The organism is Frankia sp. RB5 (assembly GCF_059816245.1).
This window is the reverse complement of the sequence record NZ_JCBATA010000009.1, coordinates 80,477-101,310: the sequence shown is the minus strand read 5'-3', so window position 1 is coordinate 101,310 and position 20,834 is coordinate 80,477. Positions and strand designations below refer to the sequence as shown.

The following is a 20,834-nucleotide window of genomic DNA, read 5'->3' as shown; positions in this document are numbered from 1 at the left end:
CCGCTACCCGCGGGCCTGTCCCGACCACGGGGAGTGAATCATGCGTCTGCTGCTGGCGGAGGGAGACGAGGACGCGGCGCGCGACCTCGCCGCGCAGCTACGCCGCCACGGTTTCACCGTCGGCCTGGAGAGCACGGGGGCGGGCGTTCTCGCCTGGCCGACCAAGGTTGACTGCGTGCTGCTCGGCCTGGACCTGCCGGACCTCGACGCGCTCGAGGTCTGTCGGCGGCTGCGCAGCTACTGTCAGGTGCCCCTCATCGCACTGTCGTCGACGGGATCGGGGCAGCCCGACGCGGAGCCGCGGGACTCGGAACTCGACTGCGTGCTGGCCCTGCAGGCGGGATTCGACGACTACGTCCCGGCGCCGTTCCTCGGTCTGGAAGTGGCCGCGCGCATCGACGCCGTCCTGCGGCGGGCCCGGCCCATCCCGCTGGAGCACGACACGATTCCACGGCAGCCACCCGGAACGCGCGACCTCATCACACACGGCCGCCTGGTCATCAATCTGCGGACCCGCGAGGTCACCGTGGGGACCCGCCAGATCACCCTCACTCGCAAGGAGTTCGGGCTGCTCGTCCTGCTGGCAACCGAACCGGGCACGGTCTTCTCCCGGGAACGGATTATGGCGAGCGTGTGGCAGGACGAGACGTCGTTGTCGAGTCGCACCCTCGACACCCATGTGGCGACCCTACGGGCGAAGCTCGACTCGCGGGCGTGGATAGTCACCGTGCACGGAATCGGTTTCCGTATCGGCGGCGATGACTGAACGCCTCTTCTTGCCGTGCGACTGCACGCGCGTTTGAGCGTGCATGAACTGATCGGAGGCAGACGTGACTCGGATACTCGTGGCGGAGCGAGATCCGGCGGAGGCGAGCCGGGTCCAGGAGTCCTTTTCCCGGCAGGGGTTCGAGATCGTCGCGGCGTCAAGCGGGACGGCGGCGGCACACCTGGCCCGCAGCGCCGACCTGCTGGTGCTCGCCCTCGACCTGCCAGACCTCGACGGCCTGGAGGTCTGTCGACGCATCCGGCGGGCCAGCGCCGTCCCCGTGATCGGCACGGCGGCTCCGCACGCCGGCATCGACAACGTCGTCGCCTTCCGGTCCGGGCTCGACGCCTACCTGCTCCGCCCCTGTAGCCTGCGCGAACTGGTAGCCCGCGCTCAGGCGATCCTGCGCCGCACCCAGGGCCGTGCGCCGGTCGTCCCACCGATCTCCGCCGGCCCCGTGCACATTCACACCCAGGCCCGGGAGCTCTACGTCCACGGCCGCCCGGTCCGGCTGACCCGCAAGGAGTTCGACCTGCTGGCCCTGCTGGCAGCCCAGCCGGAGATGCTGTTCAGCCGCCGCCACATCATGGCCGCGGTGTGGGGCGACGAGTCGGCGCAGTCCAGCCGGACCCTCGACACCCATGTGAGCAGCGTACGAACCAAGGTGGGAGACGCGTCCGTCATCCGGACGGTGCGAGGGATTGGCTTTCGCATCGGCTACCGGGACGGCGACCTCGCCGCCACAGATGTTCCCGGCCAGTCGCTTGGAATTTCTCTGACGTAGGTTTACGGAAAGCTTGTCCTATTGCTTTGTTGACCTCTCCGGTGAAGTAGCGCAACAATGAAGGTGCGCGGAACGTGCGGCGGACGACCTGATCCGCATCCCTTTGCCCGCGGCCTTCATCACGGCCTGCGGCGTCTCCCGATTTCCCTGGAGGAATCGTGGCGTTCATCTCGGCCGGCGACGGCTATCTCACGGTCCTGAATCTTTTCGGTACGGACAGTCCGGACGGTCAGCGGCGACTATTGGAGGTCATGCGGGACATCATTGACTCGGCCGACTACGACGGCTGGATATCGTCCACCCTGTTCGGCGGCGAGGACGAGCCCGGCACCGCCAACTACATCCAGTGGCGCAGCGCGGCAGACCTCGAACGGCGCTACGAGGGAGAGAAGTTCCGGCACGAGACCATTCCACTGTTCAACGAGATCTCGACGTCCATCAGGCTGCTGAAGACAGAGGTGGTGTTCAGCCGGCTCCACCCGTCCCGGGAACGGATCGAGATCTCTCCCCAGGTCGACGACTACAGCGTGATCGTGGTGATGGGAGTGGAACCGGACAACCAGCAGGAACTCGTCGAGCTGTTCGGGCAGGACGACGAGTGGGTCACCACCGTGCCGGGCTACCGGTCCAACAGCATTCTGCGCGGCCTCGACGGAACCTTCGTCGTGAACATCGCCCAGTGGGAGAGCAAGGAGCGTTACGACGCCTTCCACCAGCTGCCTGAACAGGAGCGCCCCGCGGACGTGCGGGCGATACGGGAACGCGCACGGTCCCTGCTGACCTCACGGGACGCGAACACCTACCGGGTGGTGCACACCCGGTCCGCGGACGTCAGCGCGCCGTCATGACCGGCCCGGTGCTCATCGCCGGCGCGGGTCCCGTCGGGCTCATGCTCGCCGGCGAGCTGCGCCTCGGCGGCGCGGAGGTGGTGGTGATCGAGCGCCGCGAACGGCCCAGCGGCGAATCCCGTGGTCTGGGCTTCACCGCACGTACCGCCGAGGTGTTCGCCCAGCGCGGGCTGCTCGACGCCTTCGGTCCGGTCGAGACCAACCGGCAGGGTCATTTCGGCGGCATCCCGATGGATTTCGGCGTGCTGCCCGGGGCGTACTTCGGCGTGCGCGGTGTCCCGCAGGACCGCACCGAACGGGTGCTCGAGGACTGGGCCCGCGGGCTCGGCGCACAGATCCTGCGCGGTCACGAGCTTGTCGACCTCGCCGAGCAACCCGATGGCGTGCGGGTCGGGCTGACCGCGCCGGGCGGCCACGGCGAGCAGCGCGTCGAGCTCACCGGCTCCTACCTGGTGGCCTGCGACGGCGGGCGCAGCACGGTTCGCGCCCTCGCCGGCTTCGACTTCCCCGGCACTGACGCGACCAGGGAGATGTACCTGGCCGACGTCGTCGGTGCGTCGATCCGGCCCCGGTTCATCGGTGAGCGGGTCGCCGGTGGCATGGTGATGTCCGCGCCGCTGACCGACGGCGTCGACCGCATCATCGTCTGCGAACAGGGCACCGCGCACCGGCCGGGCCGGCGTGAACCGGAGTTCGCCGAGGTCGCCGACGCCTGGGCGCGCCTGACCGGGGAGAGTCTGCACGGCGCGCGGGCGAGCTGGGTCAGCGCGTTCACCGATGCGACCAGGCTCGTCACCGAGTACCGGCGTGGCCGGGTACTGATCGCCGGCGACGCGGCCCACGTCCACCTGCCCGCCGGCGGGCAGGGCCTGAGCCTTGGCGTGCAGGACGCGGCGAACCTCGGGTGGAAACTCGCCGCCGCCGTCGCAGGTCGGGCGCCGGCGGGCCTGCTCGACAGCTACCACAGCGAGCGTCGCCCCGTCGCCGAGCGGGTGCTGCGCAACACCCGGGCGCAGGGCCTGCTCTATCTCAGCGGCGCGGAGATCGAGCCGCTGCGGGCAGTCTTCGGCGAGCTGATGGAGCTGCCCGAAGTAGGCCGTCGGCTGTCCGGGATGGTCAGCGGTTTCGACGTCCGCTACGACGTCGGTTCCGATGACCATCCGCTGCTCGGCGCGCGGATGCCGGACGTCGCGGTGGGCTCGACCACGGTCGCGGCGGCGCTACGGCCCGCCCGCGGTGTGTTGCTCGATCCCGCCGGCACCACCATGCCCACCGGCTGGGCCGACCGAGTCGACGTCGTCACCGGGACACCGGGCGCCGGCTGGCCGGCGGACACCACGGCGATCCTGCTACGCCCGGACGGCTACGTCGCCTGGACGCGAGGCACGGCGGACGGCGGCCCGGCGCACGGCGAGCGCGGTCGCGGTCTGGTCGAGGCGCTCCGGCGCTGGTTCGGGCCGCCGCGCGGTGGCGCCCAGCACGGTCCGGCCCGACGCCACGCCGCCCTCGCCGGATGACGGCGTCCCGCCCCCACGGCCAGGAACGGAGGCCAGCCATGTACAGCACGCTGATCGTGGCGCGGATGAACCCGACCTCGAGCGGCGAGGTCGCGGACCTGTTCGCGCGATTCGACGACACCGAGATGCCGGGGCTGATGGGCACCCGGCGCCGAGAGCTCTTCCACTACCGCGGCCTGTACTTCCACCTGCAGGACTTCGACGGCGAGGCGGGGGAGACATCGATCCAGCAGGCGCGCGAGCGTCCCGCGTTCGTGCGGATCAGCGCCGACCTCACCCCGTTCATCGATGCCTACGACCCGGCGACCTGGCGTTCCCCGAAGGACGCGATGGCGACCCGCTTCTACCACTGGGCCGCCCGGTGAGCCGCCCAGCACCCGTCGAGCGGCGACGGGTGGTGATCACTGGAGTGGGCGTGCTGAGTCCCGGCGGGCAGGGGACCAAGGAGTTCTGGAGCCTGCTGTGCGAGGGGCGGACGGCCACGCGCACGATCAGCTTCTTCGATCCGTCGCCGTTTCGCTCCCAGGTCGCCGCCGAGATCGACTTCGATCCGCTCCTCGCCGGGCTGACCGCGCGGGAGGTCCGCCGGATGGACCGGGCGGCGCAGCTCGCCGTGGTCGCCGCCCGGGAGGCGGTGGCCGACAGCGAGCTCAGCTTCGACGAGCTCGACCCGTCCCGTCTCGGCGTGACGATCGGCACCGCGGTCGGCGCCACCACCGGCCTGGAGCGGGAGTACCGGGTCGTCAGCGACGACGGCCGGCTGCACCAGGTCGATCATCGCTACGCCACCCCGCACCTCTACGACTACCTGGTGCCCAGCTCGTTCGCGGCGGAGGTCGCCTGGGACCACGGCGCGGAGGGTCCCGTCGCGGTGGTCTCCACGGGGTGCACCTCCGGCCTGGACGCCGTCGGCCACGCCTGCGGGCTCATCCGGGAGGGTTCGGCGGAGGTGATGATCGCCGGCGCCGCCGACGCGCCGATCTCCCCGATCACTCTGGCCTGCTTCGACGCGATCAAGGCAACGACGAACCGCAACGACGACCCGGCGCACGCCTCCCGTCCGTTCGACGCCACCCGCAACGGCTTCGTCCTCGGCGAGGGCGCCGCGGTGTTCGTCCTGGAGCCCCTGGAGCGGGCGCGACGGCGCGGCGCGCGGATCTACGCCGAGATCGTCGGCTTCGCCTCGCGCTGCAACGCCTTCCACATGACCGGTCTGCGCCCGGATGGCGCGGAGATGGCCGAGGCGATCGGCCTCGCGCTGCGCGAGGCACGCCTGCGCCCCACGGCGGTCGACTACATCAACGCGCACGGTTCGGGCACCAAGCAGAACGACCGGCACGAGACCGCGGCGTTCAAGCGTGCTCTCGGCGACCACGCGTACCGCGTCCCGGTGAGCTCGATCAAGTCGATGATCGGTCATTCCCTGGGGGCGATCGGCTCGCTGGAGATCGCCGCGTCGGTGCTCGCGATCCAGAACGACGTGGTGCCGCCCACGGCGAACCTGCACTCCCCTGATCCGCAGTGCGACCTGGACTACGTGCCGCTGAGCGCGCGGGAGTGGCCGACCCGCACGGTGCTGAGCGTCGGCAGCGGCTTCGGCGGCTTCCAGAGCGCCATGGTGCTGCGCGGTGAGCCGTCGTGACCACGCTCGTGACCGGGATCGGGGTGGTCGCCCCGAACGGCCTCGGGGCCGACGACTTCTGGGCGGCCACTCTCGCCGGCCGCGGCGCGCTCAGCCCTGTGCGCCGCTTCGACGCCCGCGACTACCCGGCCCGCCTGGCCGGGGAGGTGCCGGGCTTTGACGCCGCCGCGTACCTGCCGAGCCGGCTGCTGCCGCAGACCGACCACATGACCCGGCTCGCGCTGGTGGCCGCCGACTGGGCGCTCGCCGACGCGGGTGTCGGCCCGGACACCTACGACCCCTACGACATGGGAGTGATCACCGCCAGTTCCGCCGGCGGGTTCGAGTTCGGCCAGCGGGAACTGCGCAACCTCTGGAGCCAGGGCAGCGAGTACGTCAGCGCTTACCAGGCGTTCGCCTGGTTCTACGCGGTGAACACCGGTCAGATCTCCATCCGCCACCAGATGAAGGGCCCCAGCGGCGTGGTCGTGACCGACCAGGCCGGTGGGCTCGACGCGCTCGCCCAGGCGCATCGCCAGCTCGTCCGGGGCAGCCGGCTGATCGTGTCCGGCGGGGTGGACGGCTCCCTGTGCCCGTGGGGCTGGGTGGCGCAGCTCGCCGGCGGCCGGCTGAGCACCAGTGCCGACCCCGACCGCGCGTTCCAGCCGTTCGACGACGCCGCCGCCGGCCACGTCCCCGGTGAGGGCGGCGCCATCCTCGTCCTGGAGGACGCGGGCGCCGCCGCCGAGCGCGGCGCGCCGCGCGTATACGGCGAGCTCGCCGGCTACGCGGCGACCTTCGACCCGTTGCCCGGCAGCGGACGCCCACCCGGGCTGCGCCGCGCCATCGAGGGGGCGCTCGACGCGGCCGGCGTCGAACCCGCCGAGATCGACATCGTCTTCGCCGACGCGGCCGCGGTTCCCGAGCTCGACCAGGTCGAGTCCGACGCGATCACGGCCGTGTTCGGACCGGGCGCGGTCCCCGTGACCGCGCCGAAGACGATGACCGGCCGGCTGTACGCGGGCGGCGGCGCCCTCGACGTGGTCGCCGCGCTGCTGGCCATCCGGGACGGCGTGGTGCCGCCGACCGTCAACGTCGAACGGGCCGCGCGCCACCGGCTGGATCTCGTCACCAGCCGCGCACGGCCGATGACGGTGAGCCGCGCGCTCGTGCTCGCCCGCGGCCACGGCGGCTTCAACTCGGCGCTGGTGGTGCGCGCCGCCCCCGGGACGTCTCGACACGCGAACGAGGAGGTACATGATGCGACTGACTCTGGATGATCTCAAACGTGTCCTGATCGAGGGCTCCGGCGCCGGGGAGGGCGTCGATCTCGACGGCGACATTCTCGACGTCACGTTCGAGCAGCTCGGCTACGACTCCCTCGCGCTGCTGGAGACCGCCTCGCGCCTGGCCCGCGAATACCGGATCGACCTGGACGACGACGCCGCGGTCGCGGCGAGCACCCCGCGTGACCTGCTCGACCTCGCCAACGCAACGGAGGGGGAGCCGGCATGACGGGCGTCGTGGCGCACCCGGAGGCCGCCGCCGCGGACTGGACGGTGTGCCCGGGCTGCCGCACGATGCTCTACGGTCGGCGGCTCGCCCGTGCCCTCGGGGTATGCCCGGACTGTGGCCATCACCACCGGCTGACGGCGGCGCAGCGCCTCGAGCAGCTCTACGACCCGGGCACCGTGGACCTGCACGACCTGCCCGCGAGCAGCCGCGACGTGCTCGGCTTCACCGATACCCAGCCCTACCCGGCGCGGCTGGAGCAGGCCCGCCGGCGCACCGGCCTCGCCGAGGGCGTGCTGGTCGCCAGCGGCCGGATCGACGGGCACGAGGTCGTCACCGCGGCGATGGACTTCCGGTTCCTCGGCGGCAGTCTCGGCACGGCCAGCGGCGAGCTCATCACCCAGGCGGCCGAGCTGGCCCTACGCCGCCGGGTACCGCTGTTGATCGTCTCCGCGTCCGGTGGCGCCCGGATGCAGGAGGGCCCGCTCGCGCTGATGCAGATGGCGAAGACGAGCGCGGCGCTGGCCCGCCTCGACGAGGCCGGCATCCTCACTCTCTCCCTGGTCACGGACCCGACCTACGGCGGGGTGGCCGCGTCGTTCGCGACGCTCTGCGATGTGATCATCGCCGAGCCCGGGGCCCGGCTCGGCTTCGCGGGCCGCCGGGTCATCCAGCAGACCATCCGCGAGTCCCTGCCGGACGACTTCCAGACCGCCGAGTTCCTGCTCGAGCACGGACTCATCGACGCGGTGCGCCCCCGCGCCCAGCTGCGTGCCACCCTCGGCCGTCTGGTGGCCGCCGTCCGCACCCACCCACCCGCGAGATCGGTGCCGGTGCCCCGGGCGCGGCCGGATGACCCGCCGTCGCACCAACCGGATGATCTGGTGGTCCGCGATCCCGAGGGGTTGGCGCAGGTCGACCCGTGGCGGGCGGTCCAGCAGGCGCGGGAACTCGACCGGCCGACGACCCTGGACTACGTCCACCGCGCCTTCGACGACTTCGAGGAGCTGCGCGGTGACCGTCTCGGCGCCGACTGCGCCGCGCTCGTCGGCGGCCTCGGTCGGATCGACGGTCGCGGTGTCGTGGTGCTCGGGCACCAGAAGGGCAGTACCGTCGCGGAACTCACGGCGCGCAGCTATGGCATGGCTAGCCCGGCGGGTTACCGCAAGGCGGCCCGGCTGATGCGCCTGGCCGCCAAGCTCGGGCTGCCGGTGGTCACCTTCGTCGACACCCCCGGGGCCTACCCGGGGCGCACCGCCGAGGAGGACGGGCAGGCCCTCGCGATCGCGCGGAGCATCTGGCTGATGGCGAGCCTGCCGGTGCCGGTGCTGACCCTCATCATCGGCGAGGGCGGGAGCGGCGGCGCGCTCGCCCTGGCCGTCGCCGACCAGGTGCTCATCGTCGAGCGCGGGGTGTACTCGGTCATCACGCCGGAGGGTTGCGCCGCCATCCTGTGGAACGACCCGTCGAAGGCCCCCGCCGCCGCGTCCGCGCTGCGGCTGGACGCCCGCAACCTGCTCCGCCTCGGCGTGGTCGACGGCGTGCTACGGGAGCCGGCCGGCGGCAGCCGCGCCGACCACGCCGAGGCCGCCCGGCGGGTACGGGCCGTGCTCACCGCCGAGCTCACTCGGCTGTCCGCGCGGGACGGCACCGAACTCCTGCGCGCCCGGCGCGAGCGGTTCCGCGCGTACGGCGCCGAGCTGACGGCGCGTGTGTCGTGACGGCGCCGCCTCCCACTCCCACCGACGAGCCGCAGGTGCGAACGCCGCTGGAACAGGTGCGCCAGCAGGCGGTCGAGTTGCTCGGCGAGCTGGGCCGCACGCCGCGCACGCTGCGGGTACGGGTCGGGGACACCGCCGTCGAGATCGAATGGCCCGAGCCCGCCGCGGCGGTCGCCCCCACCGCGGTCCTCGCCGGCACCGCATCGGCCGCACTCGGCCTCGAAAGCCCTGCCCCGGCGGCCCTGTCCCAGGCCGAGAACCCCACGTCCGACGGCGGACGGACCGCCGGCACGCCCGCGGCGGACGACGCCAGGTACGTCACCGCGCCGACCGTGGGGACCTTCTACACCGCGCCCGCACCCGGTTCGCCGCCGTTCGTCCAGGTGGGCGACGTGGTGTCCGCCGGGCAGCAGATCGGGATCATCGAGGCGATGAAGCTCATGATCCCGATCGAGGCGGACCAGGCGGGCCGGGTCACCGCGGTGCTACGGGTCGACGGCGAGGCCGTCGAGTACGGCGAGCGCCTGCTCGCCCTCGCCGATGGGGAGGCGTGAGTGGTGCGCAAGGTGCTCGTCGCGAACCGGGGTGAGATCGCGGTGCGAGTGCTGCGGGCCTGCCGCGAACTCGGCGTCCGCACCGTCGCGGTGTACTCGACCGAGGATCGCGAATCCGCCGCGGTGGCCCTGGCCGACGAGGCGGTGCACATCGGCCCGGCCCCGGCCAGGCGCAGCTATCTGCACATCCCGGCGCTGATCGAGGCCGCGCGCAAGACCGGCGCGGACGCTGTGCACCCCGGCTACGGCTTCCTGTCCGAGGATCCCGACTTCGCCGAGGTCTGCCGCGACAACGACCTGGTCTTCATCGGGCCGCCGCCGGAGGTGATCGCGGCGCTGGGGGACAAGACGGCCGCGCGGGCGCTGATGGCGGGCGCGGGCATGCCGCTGCTGCCGGGCAGCCTCGAGCCCCTGCGCCGCGCCGACCAGGCCCATGGCGTGGCCGAGGCCATCGGATACCCGGTCATCATCAAGGCCGCCGCCGGCGGTGGCGGCCGGGGCATGACGGTCGTGCGCGACGGCGAGGACTTCGTGCGGGCGTACACCGAGACGTCCGCGAACGCCCGGGCGCTGTTCGGTGACCCGCGGGTGTTCGTCGAGCGCTACCTGCCCTCGGCACGGCACGTGGAGATCCAGATCCTCTGTGACTCCCACGGCGGCGTCGTGCACCTCGGCGAACGGGACTGCTCGGTACAGCGGCGTCATCAGAAGCTGGTCGAGGAGAGCCCCGCCCCGGGACTGCCCGCCGACCTGGTGGAGCGGATGGCACAGGCGGCGGTGGCCGGGGCGAAGGCCGCCGGCTACGTGGGCGCCGGCACCTTCGAGTTCCTGGTCGGGCCGGACGGCGCGTTCTCCTTCATGGAGGTCAACTGCCGCATCCAGGTGGAACATCCGGTGACCGAACTGCGCACCGGGATCGATCTGGTCCGCCAACAGCTGCTGATCGCCGCCGGCGGCCGGCTGGACTTCGCCCAGGACGACATCAGCGCACGGGGCGCGGTGATCGAGTGCCGCATCAACGTCGAGGACCCGGACCGCGCCTTCCTGCCCGCCCCGGGACGCCTGGAGCGGTTCGTCCCCGCCGGCGGGCCCTTCGTCCGCGTCGACACCCACGGCTATCCCGGCTACCGGATGGCCACCAGCTACGACTCACTGCTGGCCAAGCTGCTGACCTGGGCGCCGACCCGCGCCGAGGCGCTCGCGCGGATGGACCGCGCACTCGCCGAGTTCACCGTGTCCGGGCCGGGCGTACGCACCACCATCCCGTTCCTGCGCCGCGTCCTCGCCGACGAGCACTTCGCCACCGGCACCCACGACACCACGATCGTCGACCGGCTGACCGGCCGGCCGGACCAGCGTTAGGAGGCCGCGCAAGCATGTCCGAGCAGACCAGCAGGACCGCCCTTGTCAGCGGAGCGACGAGCGGGATCGGACTCGCCGTCACCGAACTGCTCGCCGGCCGCGGGCACCGCGTCTACCTGTGCGCCCGGGACGCCGACCAGGTCGCGCTGACCGTGAAGCGGCTGCGGGCGGACGGCCACGAGGTCGACGGCTCCGCGGCCGACGTGCGCTCCCCCGAGCAGATCCGGGCGTTCGTCGTCGCGGCGGTCCGCCGTTACGGCAATGTCGACATCCTCGTCAACAACGCCGGTCGCAGCGGCGGTGGCGTCACCGCCGACATCGCCGACGACCTGTGGTTCGACGTGCTGCACACCAACCTCTCCAGCGTCTTCCTGATGACCCGGGACGTGCTGTCCGTCGGCGGCATGCGTGACCGGGGCTGGGGGCGGATCGTCAACATCGCCTCCACCGCCGGCAAGCAGGGCGTCGTGCTCGGCGCGCCGTACTCGGCGTCGAAGCACGGCGTCGTCGGGTTCACCAAGGCCCTGGGCAACGAGCTGGCCAGCACCGGGATCACCGTCAACGCCGTCTGCCCCGGCTACGTGGAGACGCCGATGGCGCAGCGGGTGCGCGCGGGCTACGCCGCCGCCTGGGACACCTCCGAGGACGAGGTCCTGCGGCGCTTCCACGCCAAGATCCCACTCGGCCGCTACTCCACCCCGCGCGAGGTCGCCGCGATGGTCGGCTACCTCGTCACCGACGACGCCGCGTCGGTCGCCGCGCAGGCGATCAACGTCTGCGGCGGTCTCGGCAACTTCTGATCCACACCCCTCGGGAGGGAACCCATGCCCGCGACCCGCACCGTCGAGCACGAGATCACCGTCGCCGCGCCGCCCGACCACCTCTACCAGCTCATCGCCGACGTCGAGAACTGGCCGTCGCTGTTCGCGCCGACGGTGCACGCCGAACAGCTCGAACGCGGCGAGTCCCACGAGCGCATCCGGCTGTGGGCGACCGCGAACGGCGCCGCGAAGACCTGGACGTCGCGCCGCGAACTCGACCCGGCGGCCCGCACCGTCACCTTCCGCCAGGAGGTCTCCCAGCCTCCCGTGGGCGCGATGGGCGGCGCGTGGATCATCGAGCCGCGCCCGGACGGCACCAGCCGCGTCCGGCTCACCCACGACTACCACGCCGCCACCGACGACCCCGCCGACCTCGCCTGGATCGACACCGCCGTCGACCGCAACAGTCGGGCCGAACTCGCGGCACTGCGCGACACCGCCGAGCTCGACCAGGGCGCCCCCGACCTCCTGCTGACCTTCGACGACGCCCTCGAGATCGATGGCAAGGCCGCCGACGTCTACGACTTCATCAACGACGCGCATCTGTGGGGCGAGCGGCTGCCGCACGTCGCCCGGGTCTCGCTGGTGGAGGAGACCCCCGGCCTGCAACTGCTGGAGATGGACACCCGCACCGCCGACGGCTCGACACACACCACCACCTCGGTGCGGGTCTGCCAGCCGTCCGAGCGGATCGTCTACAAGCAGGTGCGGGTGCCGGCACTGATGACCCTGCACACCGGGCGCTGGCTGCTGGAGGACCTCCCCGGCGGCGGTGTGCGCGCGACGTCGCGGCACACGGTCCGCATCAACGAGAGCAACATCCGTGCGGTGCTCGGCCCGAGCGCCGGGCTCGCCGACGCCCGCCAGTACGTGCGTACCGCGCTCGGCACGAACAGCCTCGCGACGCTTCGACACGCGAAGTCCTACGCCGAGGGACGCTGAGATGCCGGCGGTCCCACCCGACCCTGCCCCTGGAGCCGGCGCCGGTCCTGGCGCTGGCCCGCGCGCCGACGTCCTCGTCGTCGGCGCCGGTCCAGTGGGGCTCATGCTCGCCGGCGAGCTGCGGCTCGCCGGGGCGGCCGTCGTCCTGGTCGACCGGCTGCCCGCGCCGATGACCCAGTCGCGCGCCGCGCAGCTCAACACCCGCACCGCCGAGATCCTGCACGCCCGCGGCGTCGACGAGCTGCTGGCCGAGGCGCGGCCAGAACCACGCTCGCACTTCGGCGGGCTGGGTTTCGAGCTGTCCCACCTGGACAGCCCGTACGCGGGGAACTGGAAGGTGCCGCAGTACCGGACCGAGGCGGCGCTCGCCCGCCGGGCCCTGGCCCTCGGCGTTGAGCCGCGCCGCCCCTACGACCTCATCGCCCTCGACTCCCCCGCGGACTCGCCGGCCGGCTCCGCTGACGCCGGGGCCCACGTCGTCGCGACGGTGGTCGGCCCGAGCGGGCCGGTCCGGCTACGGGCCCGGTTCGTCGTCGGCTGCGACGGCGAGGAGAGCACCGTACGCCGTCTCGGCGGTTTCGACTTCCCCGCGAGCGCGCCCACCCGGGAGCTGCTGCGCGCCGACGTGCGCGGGATCGACATTGCCGAGCGCCGGTTCGAACGGCGCCCAGGCGGTTTCGCGGTCGCCGACGCCCGCGACGGCGTCACCCGGGTGATGGTGCACGAGCACGGGCGGACCGTGACCCGTCGCACCACCGCACCGACGTTCGCCGAGGTCGCCCAGCGCTGGTTCGCGGTGACCGGGGAGGACATCCGTCACGGCACCCCCGTGTGGGTGGACGCCTTCGACAACTCCCACGGCCAGGTGACCGGCTACCGCCGCGGCCGGGTACTGCTCGCCGGCGACGCCGCACACCGTCACCTGCCGATCGGCGGGCAGGCCCTCAACCTCGGCCTGCAGGACGCGGTCAACCTCGGGTGGAAGCTCGGCGCCGCCGCCCGCGGCGACGCCCCGGCCGGCCTGCTCGACACCTACCACGACGAACGCCACCCCGTCGGCGCCCGGATCCTGCGCGCCGTCGTCGCGCAGGAGGACCTGCTGCTCGGCGGCCCCGCGATCGACCCGCTGCGCGCCGTGCTGGCCGACCTGCTCGCCGAACCGACCGCGCGGGCCCAGCTCGCCGGCCTCACCAGCGGCGTGGACGTGCGTTACGGAGACGACCCCGACCCGCTCGTCGGCCGCCGGCTGCCCGCGCTGGACCTCGGCGGACGGTCGACCGACGAGCTGTTGCGGTCCGGCAGGGGCCTTCTGCTCACTCCCGACGCGGCCGACCCGAGCCGGCCGCGGCACCCGCGCGTGCGGGCCGTCTCCTGGCCCGAGCACATCCTGGTTCGCCCCGACGGCCACGTCGCCTGGCGGGGTACCGGCCGCGGCACCCCGGCCGGCCTGCCCGCCGCGCTGCGCCGCTGGTTCGGTCCCGCCGCCACCGACGTCAACCACCCGATCTCGCCCCGACCGGATGAGGAGCTCGCGCCATCATGACCCCCGAGCGGATCCCCCCGCACGCCCGCATCCTGCAGCTCGCGACGTCCAGCTGGATGTCCGCGGCCGTGAGCGCCGCCGCCACCCTGGGCGTCGCCGACGCCCTCGCGGACGGCCCCCGCGGCGTCGGCGAGCTGGCGAGCGCCGTCGACGCGCACCCGCCGACGCTGTACCGCCTGCTGCGCGCCTGCACCGAGTTCGGCCTGTTCGAGGAACTCGACGGGCAGGTGTTCATCCTCACCGACGTGGGCCACGCGCTGCGCTCGGACAGCGCGAACTCCATGCGCGCCTTCGCCCGCTGGGTCGGCGAACCCGCCGAGCGCTACACCTGGTCGAACCTGGTCACCTCGGTGCGGACCGGCCAGCCCGCCTTCGAGGTGACCCACGGCCGCGACGTCTGGGACTTCATGGCCGGCCACCCGGACACCGCCGCGGTCTTCAACGACGCGATGACGAGCGCCTCCAACCAGATGATCGCTCCCGCGGTGCGCGCCTATGACTTCACCGGGCTGCGCCGGATCGTCGACGTCGGCGGCGGGCACGGCGCGCTGCTTGCCGAGACGCTGCGGGCCTACCCCGACCTGCACGGTGTGCTGTACGACCAGGCGGACGTGGTCGCCGGCGCCGGCGAGTCGCTGCGCGCCGCGGGCGTCGCCGACCGGGTCGATATCGTCGCCGGCAGCTTCTTCGACGCCGTGCCGCCCGGCGCCGACGCCTACCTGCTGTCGAACGTCATCCATGACTGGGACGACGACGCGTCAGGGCGGATCCTCACCCGGGTCCGCGACGCGATGTCGCCGGCCGCGCGGGTCCTGCTCGTCGAGGTCCTCATGCCGAGCAAACCGGAACCGTCGCCGACGGTGAAGCTGATGGACCTCAACATGCTCGTGCTGTGCGGCGGCAAGCAGCGTACCGAGGCCGAGTTCAGCGACCTGCTGCGCGGCGCGGGCCTCGAACTGACCCGCATCGTGCCCGGCGGCTTCTGCAGTGTCGTCGAGGGCGCGCGGGCATGACGCCCCCCGAGACGCCCGAGCCGGGGCCGGGGTCGGCGGGGTCGGCGGGGCTGGGGCTGGCGGGCAAGGTCGCGGTGGTGACCGGGGGTGCGGGCGGAATCGGGGCCGAGACCGCGGCGGCGCTGGCGCGGGCCGGCGCGAACGTCGTGATCGCCGACGTCCCGACCGCGCCGCTCGACAAGGTCGCCCACGAGCTGTCCGCCGCCGGCCTGACGGCGGTGGCCCATCCGGTCGACGTCGCCGACGAGGACAGCGTGCGCGACCTCGTCCGGTTCACCGTGGACACCTTCGGCGGCCTGGACGTGCTGGACAACAACGCCGCGCTGACGTCGGCGATCCCCCGCGACCGCGACGTCGTGACCATGTCCGTCGAGCTGTGGGACGAGGTCATGGCGGTGAACCTGCGCGGGCCGATGCTGCTGTGCAAGCACGCCGTGCCGGTCATGATCTCCCGCGGTGGCGGTTCGATCATCAACATCGCCAGCGGCCAGGGCCTGGCCGGAGATCGCGCCATGGTCGCCTACGGCAGCTCGAAGGGCGGCCTGATCGCGCTGACCCGCTTCATCGCGGCGGCCTACGGGGAGTTCGGCGTGCGCTGCAACGCGGTCGCGCCCGGCCTCATCCGGACGCCGGCGCTCGACGCCGACATGCCCCCGTTCGTGCGGGAGGCGTTCCGCCGCGACAACCTGGTGCCGCGCCTGGGCACCCCCGCGGACGTCGCCACCGTGGTGGCGTTCCTCGCGTCGCCGGCGGCGGGCTTCGTCACGGGGCAGGTCCTCCCGGTGGACGGCGGCTTCCTCGCGCACCTGCCCACGATGTCCCCGGCCGCCCAGTCCCCACCGGCGCCGTCCCCACCAGCGCCGGCGCGCCTGTGCTAGATTGGTTTTGGAAACCAACTATCGGTAATCCTAACTAGATCGGTAATCCTAACTAGAACGCCCAGGCTGACGCGAACGGCCGGGCCTCGAGAACAGGGAGTCGCATGAGCACCGTGGCAGTCGTCGGCGGCGGTTACGGCGGCATCACCGCCGCGAAGGCCCTGGACGACGTCGCCGACGTCCTCCTCGTCGAGCCCCGCGACACCTTCGTGCACAACGTGGCCGCCCTGCGCGGCCTGGTCGATCCGAGCTGGCTCGAGCGGCTGTTCCTGCCGTACGACCGGCTGCTCGCCCGCGGCCGGGTGGTGCGCGACCGCGCCGTCGGCGTCGACCCCCATGGCGTCACCCTCGCGTCCGGTGACCGGATCGCGGCCGACTACCTCCTGCTCGCGACCGGTTCGACCTACCCGTTCCCCGCCAAGGTCGACGTGCACGACAGCCGCCTCGCCCGGGACCGCATCCGGGCCACCCACGAGGCCCTGGCCGGCTCGGCGAACGTGCTCGTGCTGGGCGCCGGGCCCGCCGGGCTGGAACTCGCCGGCGAGATCAGCGCCGCCTGGCCGGACAAGACCGTCACGGTCGTCGACCCGGCAGGCGACCTGCTCGCCGGCACCGGCCTGCCGGACGAGCTGCGCGCCGAGGTCCGCGCCCAGCTCGTCGCCCTCGGCGTCACCCTGCTGCTCGGCGACTCGCTGAGCGAGCCCCCGCCCTCCGACCCGGGCACCGCCAAGACCTTCACCGCCACCACCACCGGCGGCGCGCGGGTGGACGCGGACATCTGGTTCCGCTGCTACGGCGTCACGCCGACCACCGACTACCTCGCCCCCGAGCTCGCCGCCCACCGCACCCCAGGCGGCCAGCTGCGGGTGACCCCGGCCCTGCACCTGCCGGGATACCGCCATGTCTTCGCCATCGGTGACATCACCGATATCGCCGAGCCGAAGATGGCCAAGGCCGCCGAGCAGCACGCCGGCGTCGCCGCGACGAACATCCGCGTCCTGCTCGGCGGCGGCGACACGTTCGTCGACTACGAGCCCGGCCCGCCGGGCATCTCGCTGCCCCTCGGGCCGGCCGCCGGCGCCTCCTACGCCCCGTCGGTGGGTGTCCTCGGCGCCGAGCAGACCTCCCAGATCAAGGGAACGACCATGCGCATCGAGTCCTACCTGGAACTGCTGAATCTCCGATGACCAGCGAAGCAGCGCCGGCGGCCGGGCCCGCGGGCCCGGCCGGGTCGGCGAGCGTCGTGGTGGTCGGGGCGGGCCCGACGGGCCTGCTGCTCGCCGGTGACCTCGCCGCGGCCGGGGTGGCGGTGACCGTCGTCGAGCGGCGCCCGGCCAGCCAGAGCAACCTGACCAGAGCCTTCGGCGTGCACGCCCGCACGCTCGAGTTGCTGGACGCCCGCGGCCTCGCCGAGGAGCTGGTGGGCACCGGGCAGGCGATCGGCGAGCTGCGGCTGTTCGGCACCGTGCCGTTCGACATCACCCGGCTGCCGTCGCACTATCCCCTGCTGCTGGTCACCCCGCAGTACGAGGTGGAGAAGCTCCTGCTGCGGCGCGCCGAGCGGCACGGTGTCCGATTCCGCCGCGGCACCGAGCTCGTCGGCCTCGCCCAGGACGCCGAGGGCGTCACGGCGTCACTGCGCCAGGGCGCCACGGCCTCGACGCTGCGCGCCGACTACCTCGTCGGCGCCGACGGGGTGCGCAGCACCGTGCGCGCCGCGATCGGGCTGCCCTTCCCCGGCCGGCCCGTGATCAGCTCGGTGGTCCTCGCCGACGTGCTGGTCACCGCCGAGCCGCGCCTGGCCGTGCAGGTGCGCGGCGATGGGGAGGCGTTCGGCTTCCTCGCGCCGTTCGGCGACGGATACTGGCGCTTCGGCGGCTGGGAACGGTCCCGCCGCGACGTGCCCGACACCGCCCCGGTCGAGTTCGAGGAACTACGGTCCATCATTGAGCGCGCCTTCGGCGACGACTACGGCATGCACAGCCCGCGCTGGCTCGGCCGCTACTCCAGCGACGAGCGCCAAGTGCCACGCTACCGCGTCGGCCGGGTGCTGCTCGCCGGCGACGCCGCGCACCAGCACTCGCCGGCCGGCGGCCAGGGCATGAACACCGGACTGCAGGACGCGGTAAATCTCGGCTGGAAACTGGCGGCCATCACGCGCGGCTGGGCGCCCGACGCCCTTCTGGACACCTACCACGACGAGCGGCACCCCGTCGGCCGGGCGGTGCTGCGCAGCAGCGGGCTCAACCTGCGCCTCGCGATGGCCCGCGGCCCGGCCGAGGTCGCGCTGCGCACGGTCCGCAAGGCCGTCGTGCGGCACGTGCCCGCGGTGAGCCGCGCGGCGATCGGCGAGATCACCGGCATCGGCTACGCCTATCCCGCGCCGCGCGGCGCCCACCGCCGCACCGGCCGCCGTGTCCCCGACCTCCCCCTGGACGTCGGTCGGCTCTACGAGGCGCTGCGCGGTGGCGGATTCGTCCTCATCCTCCCACCGGGAACCGCGTTCGACGTCCCGGGCGACTGGGCCGATCGCCTCACCGTCTCCCACCGGTCGGACGGGGGCGATCCCGACCTCGCCCTGCTCGTCCGCCCCGATGGCTACGCCGCCTGGGCAGCCAGCGCCCCGACGGCAGCGAAGCTCGAGACGGGCCTACGCCCCTGGCTCGGCGAGCCCACGACTCCCGGCACGCTGGCCAGCACCGGCTGAGGGCCGCCGCCGTCCAGGGGCGCGAGACGGCCCGCGGAGCGCGCACGGCCGTGGGCGCGTGCGCGGTCCACGAGGGTGGAGAGCGTGATCGGCCCGGCGCGGCTGCGACGCGCGCTACGAGGCGACCGCTACGAGGCGACGGGGCCGAAGACGGCGGGGACGTCCTCGGTGAGGACGAGGTGGGTGGCGATGCGGTTCAGGTGGTCGCGGTCGTCGGTGGGCATGCTGGTGGCGAGGTCGGTCAGCCGCTGGCTGATCTCCTCGTAGAAGGTGTCGGTGAGGGCCTTGCCGGCGGGGGTGAGGCTGACGGTGATGGCGCGGCGGTCCGTCGCCGACATGGAGCGGCGAAGGTAGTCGCGCCGCTCCACCCGCTCGACCAGGCCGGTGACGCTCGACTTGTCCAGCCGCAGCATCGCGCTGATCTCACCCATGCCGCGAGGCGAATCCTTCAGTACGCACATCAGCTGGGCCTGCGGGACGGACAGGCCATGCGTGGCACAGACATCCGCGTAGATCGCATTGACCAGGTAGGACAGCCGTACCAAGGCCACCGGTGTCGTGAACACGCCGCTCACCGTGGGATCCCACCTTCTCCTCGCGTGAAAGGCCACCTTATCGCCCTCGGGCGGTGTGGCCATGGACGATGGTTTGTGATACCTACTATATGTGATGCGTATCAAAATGTGGACAGGCGTCAGGACGCGAACGGCCGAGCCGGCGGGAGAGTCCTCATGAGCGCCGAGCCGGCCGCCGCCGCGGTGGGGGCACCGGCCGCCACTGCGAGTGACGGGGTGCGCCGAGCAGGGGTGCCGCTGGGCGCGGTGGTCGCGATCGCCTGCACCGCGCAGTTCATGGTGGTGCTGGACACCACGATCGTGAACGTCGCGCTGCCGGACATGCGCCGGGCGCTGGACCTCTCGGTCGCCGGGCAGCAGTGGGTGGTCACCGCCTACCTGGTGACCTTCGGCGGCTTCCTGCTGCTGGCCGCCCGGGCGAGCGACCTGCTCGGCCGGCGCCTGGTGTTCCAGGCCGGACTGGTCGTGTTCAGCCTCGCGAGCCTCGCCGGGGGCCTCGCGGGCAACGGCGCGACGCTGCTGGCCGCACGGGCGGTGCAGGGGCTCGGCGCGGCCGCGCTCGCCCCGGCGAGCCTCAGCCTGATCACCGCCAGCCACCACGAACCGGCGGACCGCACCAGGGCTCTGAGCGTCTGGAGCGCGGCCGCGTCCAGCGCCGGGGCCGCCGGGATGATCCTCGGCGGCGTCCTCACCGACGGGCTGAGCTGGCGGTGGGTGCTGTTCGTCAACGTTCCTATCGGGTTGGCGCTCTACCTGGCCACCGTCCGACTGCTCGCCACCTCCGCGCCCAGTCGGGAGCGGCGCCTCGACCTTCCCGGCGCCGTCCTCATCACCGCCGCGGTCGCCGCGCTGGTGTTCGGCATCTCGCGGGCGACCCAGAGCGGCTGGGGCTCGGCGGAGGTCGTCGCCTCCCTCGTCGGCACGGCGGTGCTGCTGGGTGTGTTCGTGCTGGTCGAGACGCGGGTGGCGCAGCCGTTGATCCCGCCGAGCATCTACCGCCATCACAACCTGCGACTGGCGAACCTGATCACGGCCGCGCTCGGCGCACTGATGACCTCGACGATCTTCTTCCTGTCCGTCTACCAGCAGCAGCTGCTCGGCTACAGTCCGCTGCGCACCGGCCTGTCGCTGGTTCCGTGGACGCTCGTACTGGTCGTCGGCACGTTCGCCGCGCGTCGACTGATGCCGCTGCTGCGGCCCGTGCCGCTGCTGGTACTCGGCTCGCTGTGCACCGCGTCCGGGCTGGTCTGGCTGTCCTGGCTGCCCGCGAGCCCGGCCTACCTCACCCATGTGCTGGGGCCGACGATCGTGCTCGGCGTCGGGATGAGCCTCGTCGTCCTGCCGGTCACGGTGCTCGCGACCAGCGGGGTCGCGCCGACCGAGGCTGGCCTGGCCTCCGGGCTGCTCAACATGGGCCGCCAGATCGGCGGCGCGCTCGGCCTGGCCATCCTGGTGACCGTCGCGACCACCGTCACGAACCACACCCACGGCCCTGGCGCCACCGCGACCGTACACGGGTATCACATCGCGTTGCGGGTCGCGGCCGGGCTGAGCGCGGCCACCGCCCTCGGGGCGTTGCGGCTGTTGGCCCGGCGGCCGGCCGAGCCCGAGCCGCACCCATCCCGACCTGGATAATTGGGATTGACGATGGTGGGCGAAGCGGACTAACT

20 protein-coding genes are annotated in these 20,834 nt (G+C 72.9%); 19 read left to right on the top strand and 1 reads right to left on the bottom strand.

Annotated features, from left to right (window positions below):
• Positions 1 to 40: 40 nt before the first annotated feature.
• The 18 genes from AC6EXY_RS06755 to AC6EXY_RS06670 all read left to right on the top strand — a co-directional run bounded on the left by AC6EXY_RS06755 (position 41) and on the right by AC6EXY_RS06670 (position 18,589).
• Positions 41 to 766 carry a response regulator transcription factor gene (locus AC6EXY_RS06755; RefSeq protein ID WP_101830498.1) on the top strand — a complete coding sequence of 242 codons (726 nt, stop codon included), beginning with the start codon at positions 41 to 43 and terminating at the stop codon, positions 764 to 766.
• Positions 767 to 830: 64 nt separating this feature from the next.
• Positions 831 to 1,550, top strand: a complete 720-nt coding sequence (locus tag AC6EXY_RS06750) for a response regulator transcription factor (protein WP_101830499.1) — start codon at positions 831 to 833, stop codon at positions 1,548 to 1,550.
• A 158-nt stretch (positions 1,551 to 1,708) separates the two neighbouring features.
• Entirely contained in the window at positions 1,709 to 2,398 is a 690-nt protein-coding gene (locus tag AC6EXY_RS06745; RefSeq protein ID WP_207770178.1) for an antibiotic biosynthesis monooxygenase family protein, read from the top strand.
• Positions 2,395 to 3,915 (top strand): FAD-dependent monooxygenase, encoded by a 1,521-nt coding sequence (locus AC6EXY_RS06740; protein ID WP_101830500.1) that lies wholly within the window; start codon positions 2,395 to 2,397, stop codon positions 3,913 to 3,915. The genes AC6EXY_RS06745 and AC6EXY_RS06740 overlap by 4 nt, the downstream gene beginning before the upstream one ends.
• A 38-nt stretch (positions 3,916 to 3,953) precedes the next feature.
• Complete coding sequence (locus AC6EXY_RS06735) at positions 3,954 to 4,280, top strand: TcmI family type II polyketide cyclase (protein ID WP_101830501.1); 327 nt, start codon at positions 3,954 to 3,956, stop codon at positions 4,278 to 4,280.
• Positions 4,277 to 5,557 (top strand): beta-ketoacyl-[acyl-carrier-protein] synthase family protein, encoded by a 1,281-nt coding sequence (locus AC6EXY_RS06730; RefSeq protein WP_101830502.1) that lies wholly within the window; start codon positions 4,277 to 4,279, stop codon positions 5,555 to 5,557. Before AC6EXY_RS06735 ends, AC6EXY_RS06730 begins: the two co-directional genes overlap by 4 nt.
• On the top strand, positions 5,554 to 6,816 hold the full coding sequence (locus tag AC6EXY_RS06725) for a ketosynthase chain-length factor (protein ID WP_101830503.1): 1,263 nt from the start codon (positions 5,554 to 5,556) through the stop codon (positions 6,814 to 6,816). Before AC6EXY_RS06730 ends, AC6EXY_RS06725 begins: the two co-directional genes overlap by 4 nt.
• Positions 6,797 to 7,051, top strand: a complete 255-nt coding sequence (locus AC6EXY_RS06720; RefSeq protein WP_243407236.1) for a phosphopantetheine-binding protein — start codon at positions 6,797 to 6,799, stop codon at positions 7,049 to 7,051. Before AC6EXY_RS06725 ends, AC6EXY_RS06720 begins: the two co-directional genes overlap by 20 nt.
• Entirely contained in the window at positions 7,048 to 8,769 is a 1,722-nt protein-coding gene (gene accD / locus AC6EXY_RS06715; RefSeq protein WP_101830505.1) for an acetyl-CoA carboxylase, carboxyltransferase subunit beta, read from the top strand. The genes AC6EXY_RS06720 and accD overlap by 4 nt, the downstream gene beginning before the upstream one ends.
• Positions 8,770 to 8,804: 35 nt before the next feature.
• Positions 8,805 to 9,323, top strand: a complete 519-nt coding sequence (locus AC6EXY_RS06710; RefSeq protein WP_499816844.1) for an acetyl-CoA carboxylase biotin carboxyl carrier protein — start codon at positions 8,805 to 8,807, stop codon at positions 9,321 to 9,323.
• The gene (locus AC6EXY_RS06705) at positions 9,324 to 10,685 is read left to right on the top strand and encodes an acetyl-CoA carboxylase biotin carboxylase subunit (protein ID WP_101830507.1); all 1,362 of its coding nucleotides are present in this window, start codon (positions 9,324 to 9,326) and stop codon (positions 10,683 to 10,685) included.
• Between the two features lie 14 nt (positions 10,686 to 10,699).
• Positions 10,700 to 11,485, top strand: coding sequence for an SDR family NAD(P)-dependent oxidoreductase (locus AC6EXY_RS06700; protein ID WP_101830508.1), 786 nt, complete (start codon positions 10,700 to 10,702; stop codon positions 11,483 to 11,485).
• Positions 11,486 to 11,509: 24 nt separating this feature from the next.
• Positions 11,510 to 12,448: an aromatase/cyclase gene (locus tag AC6EXY_RS06695; protein ID WP_101830509.1), complete on the top strand. Its 939-nt coding sequence runs from the start codon at positions 11,510 to 11,512 to the stop codon at positions 12,446 to 12,448.
• Between the two features lies 1 nt (position 12,449).
• Positions 12,450 to 13,991 carry an FAD-dependent monooxygenase gene (locus AC6EXY_RS06690; RefSeq protein WP_101830510.1) on the top strand — a complete coding sequence of 514 codons (1,542 nt, stop codon included), beginning with the start codon at positions 12,450 to 12,452 and terminating at the stop codon, positions 13,989 to 13,991.
• Positions 13,988 to 15,004, top strand: a complete 1,017-nt coding sequence (locus AC6EXY_RS06685; protein WP_101830511.1) for a methyltransferase — start codon at positions 13,988 to 13,990, stop codon at positions 15,002 to 15,004. The genes AC6EXY_RS06690 and AC6EXY_RS06685 overlap by 4 nt, the downstream gene beginning before the upstream one ends.
• On the top strand, positions 15,001 to 15,882 hold the full coding sequence (locus AC6EXY_RS06680) for an SDR family NAD(P)-dependent oxidoreductase (protein WP_499816845.1): 882 nt from the start codon (positions 15,001 to 15,003) through the stop codon (positions 15,880 to 15,882). Before AC6EXY_RS06685 ends, AC6EXY_RS06680 begins: the two co-directional genes overlap by 4 nt.
• A 104-nt stretch (positions 15,883 to 15,986) precedes the next feature.
• Positions 15,987 to 17,069, top strand: coding sequence for an FAD-dependent oxidoreductase (locus AC6EXY_RS06675; RefSeq protein ID WP_101832285.1), 1,083 nt, complete (start codon positions 15,987 to 15,989; stop codon positions 17,067 to 17,069).
• The gene (locus tag AC6EXY_RS06670) at positions 17,066 to 18,589 is read left to right on the top strand and encodes an FAD-dependent oxidoreductase (RefSeq protein ID WP_101832284.1); all 1,524 of its coding nucleotides are present in this window, start codon (positions 17,066 to 17,068) and stop codon (positions 18,587 to 18,589) included. The genes AC6EXY_RS06675 and AC6EXY_RS06670 overlap by 4 nt, the downstream gene beginning before the upstream one ends.
• Positions 18,590 to 18,717: 128 nt before the next feature.
• On the opposite strand, the gene AC6EXY_RS06665 is transcribed toward AC6EXY_RS06670, so the two are convergent.
• Complete coding sequence (locus AC6EXY_RS06665) at positions 18,718 to 19,164, bottom strand: MarR family winged helix-turn-helix transcriptional regulator (protein ID WP_165818418.1); 447 nt, start codon at positions 19,162 to 19,164, stop codon at positions 18,718 to 18,720.
• A 156-nt stretch (positions 19,165 to 19,320) separates the two neighbouring features.
• Here AC6EXY_RS06665 and AC6EXY_RS06660 point away from each other — a divergent pair, with 156 nt between their 5' ends.
• Positions 19,321 to 20,799 carry an MFS transporter gene (locus AC6EXY_RS06660; RefSeq protein WP_101832282.1) on the top strand — a complete coding sequence of 493 codons (1,479 nt, stop codon included), beginning with the start codon at positions 19,321 to 19,323 and terminating at the stop codon, positions 20,797 to 20,799.
• Positions 20,800 to 20,834: the final 35 nt, after the last annotated feature.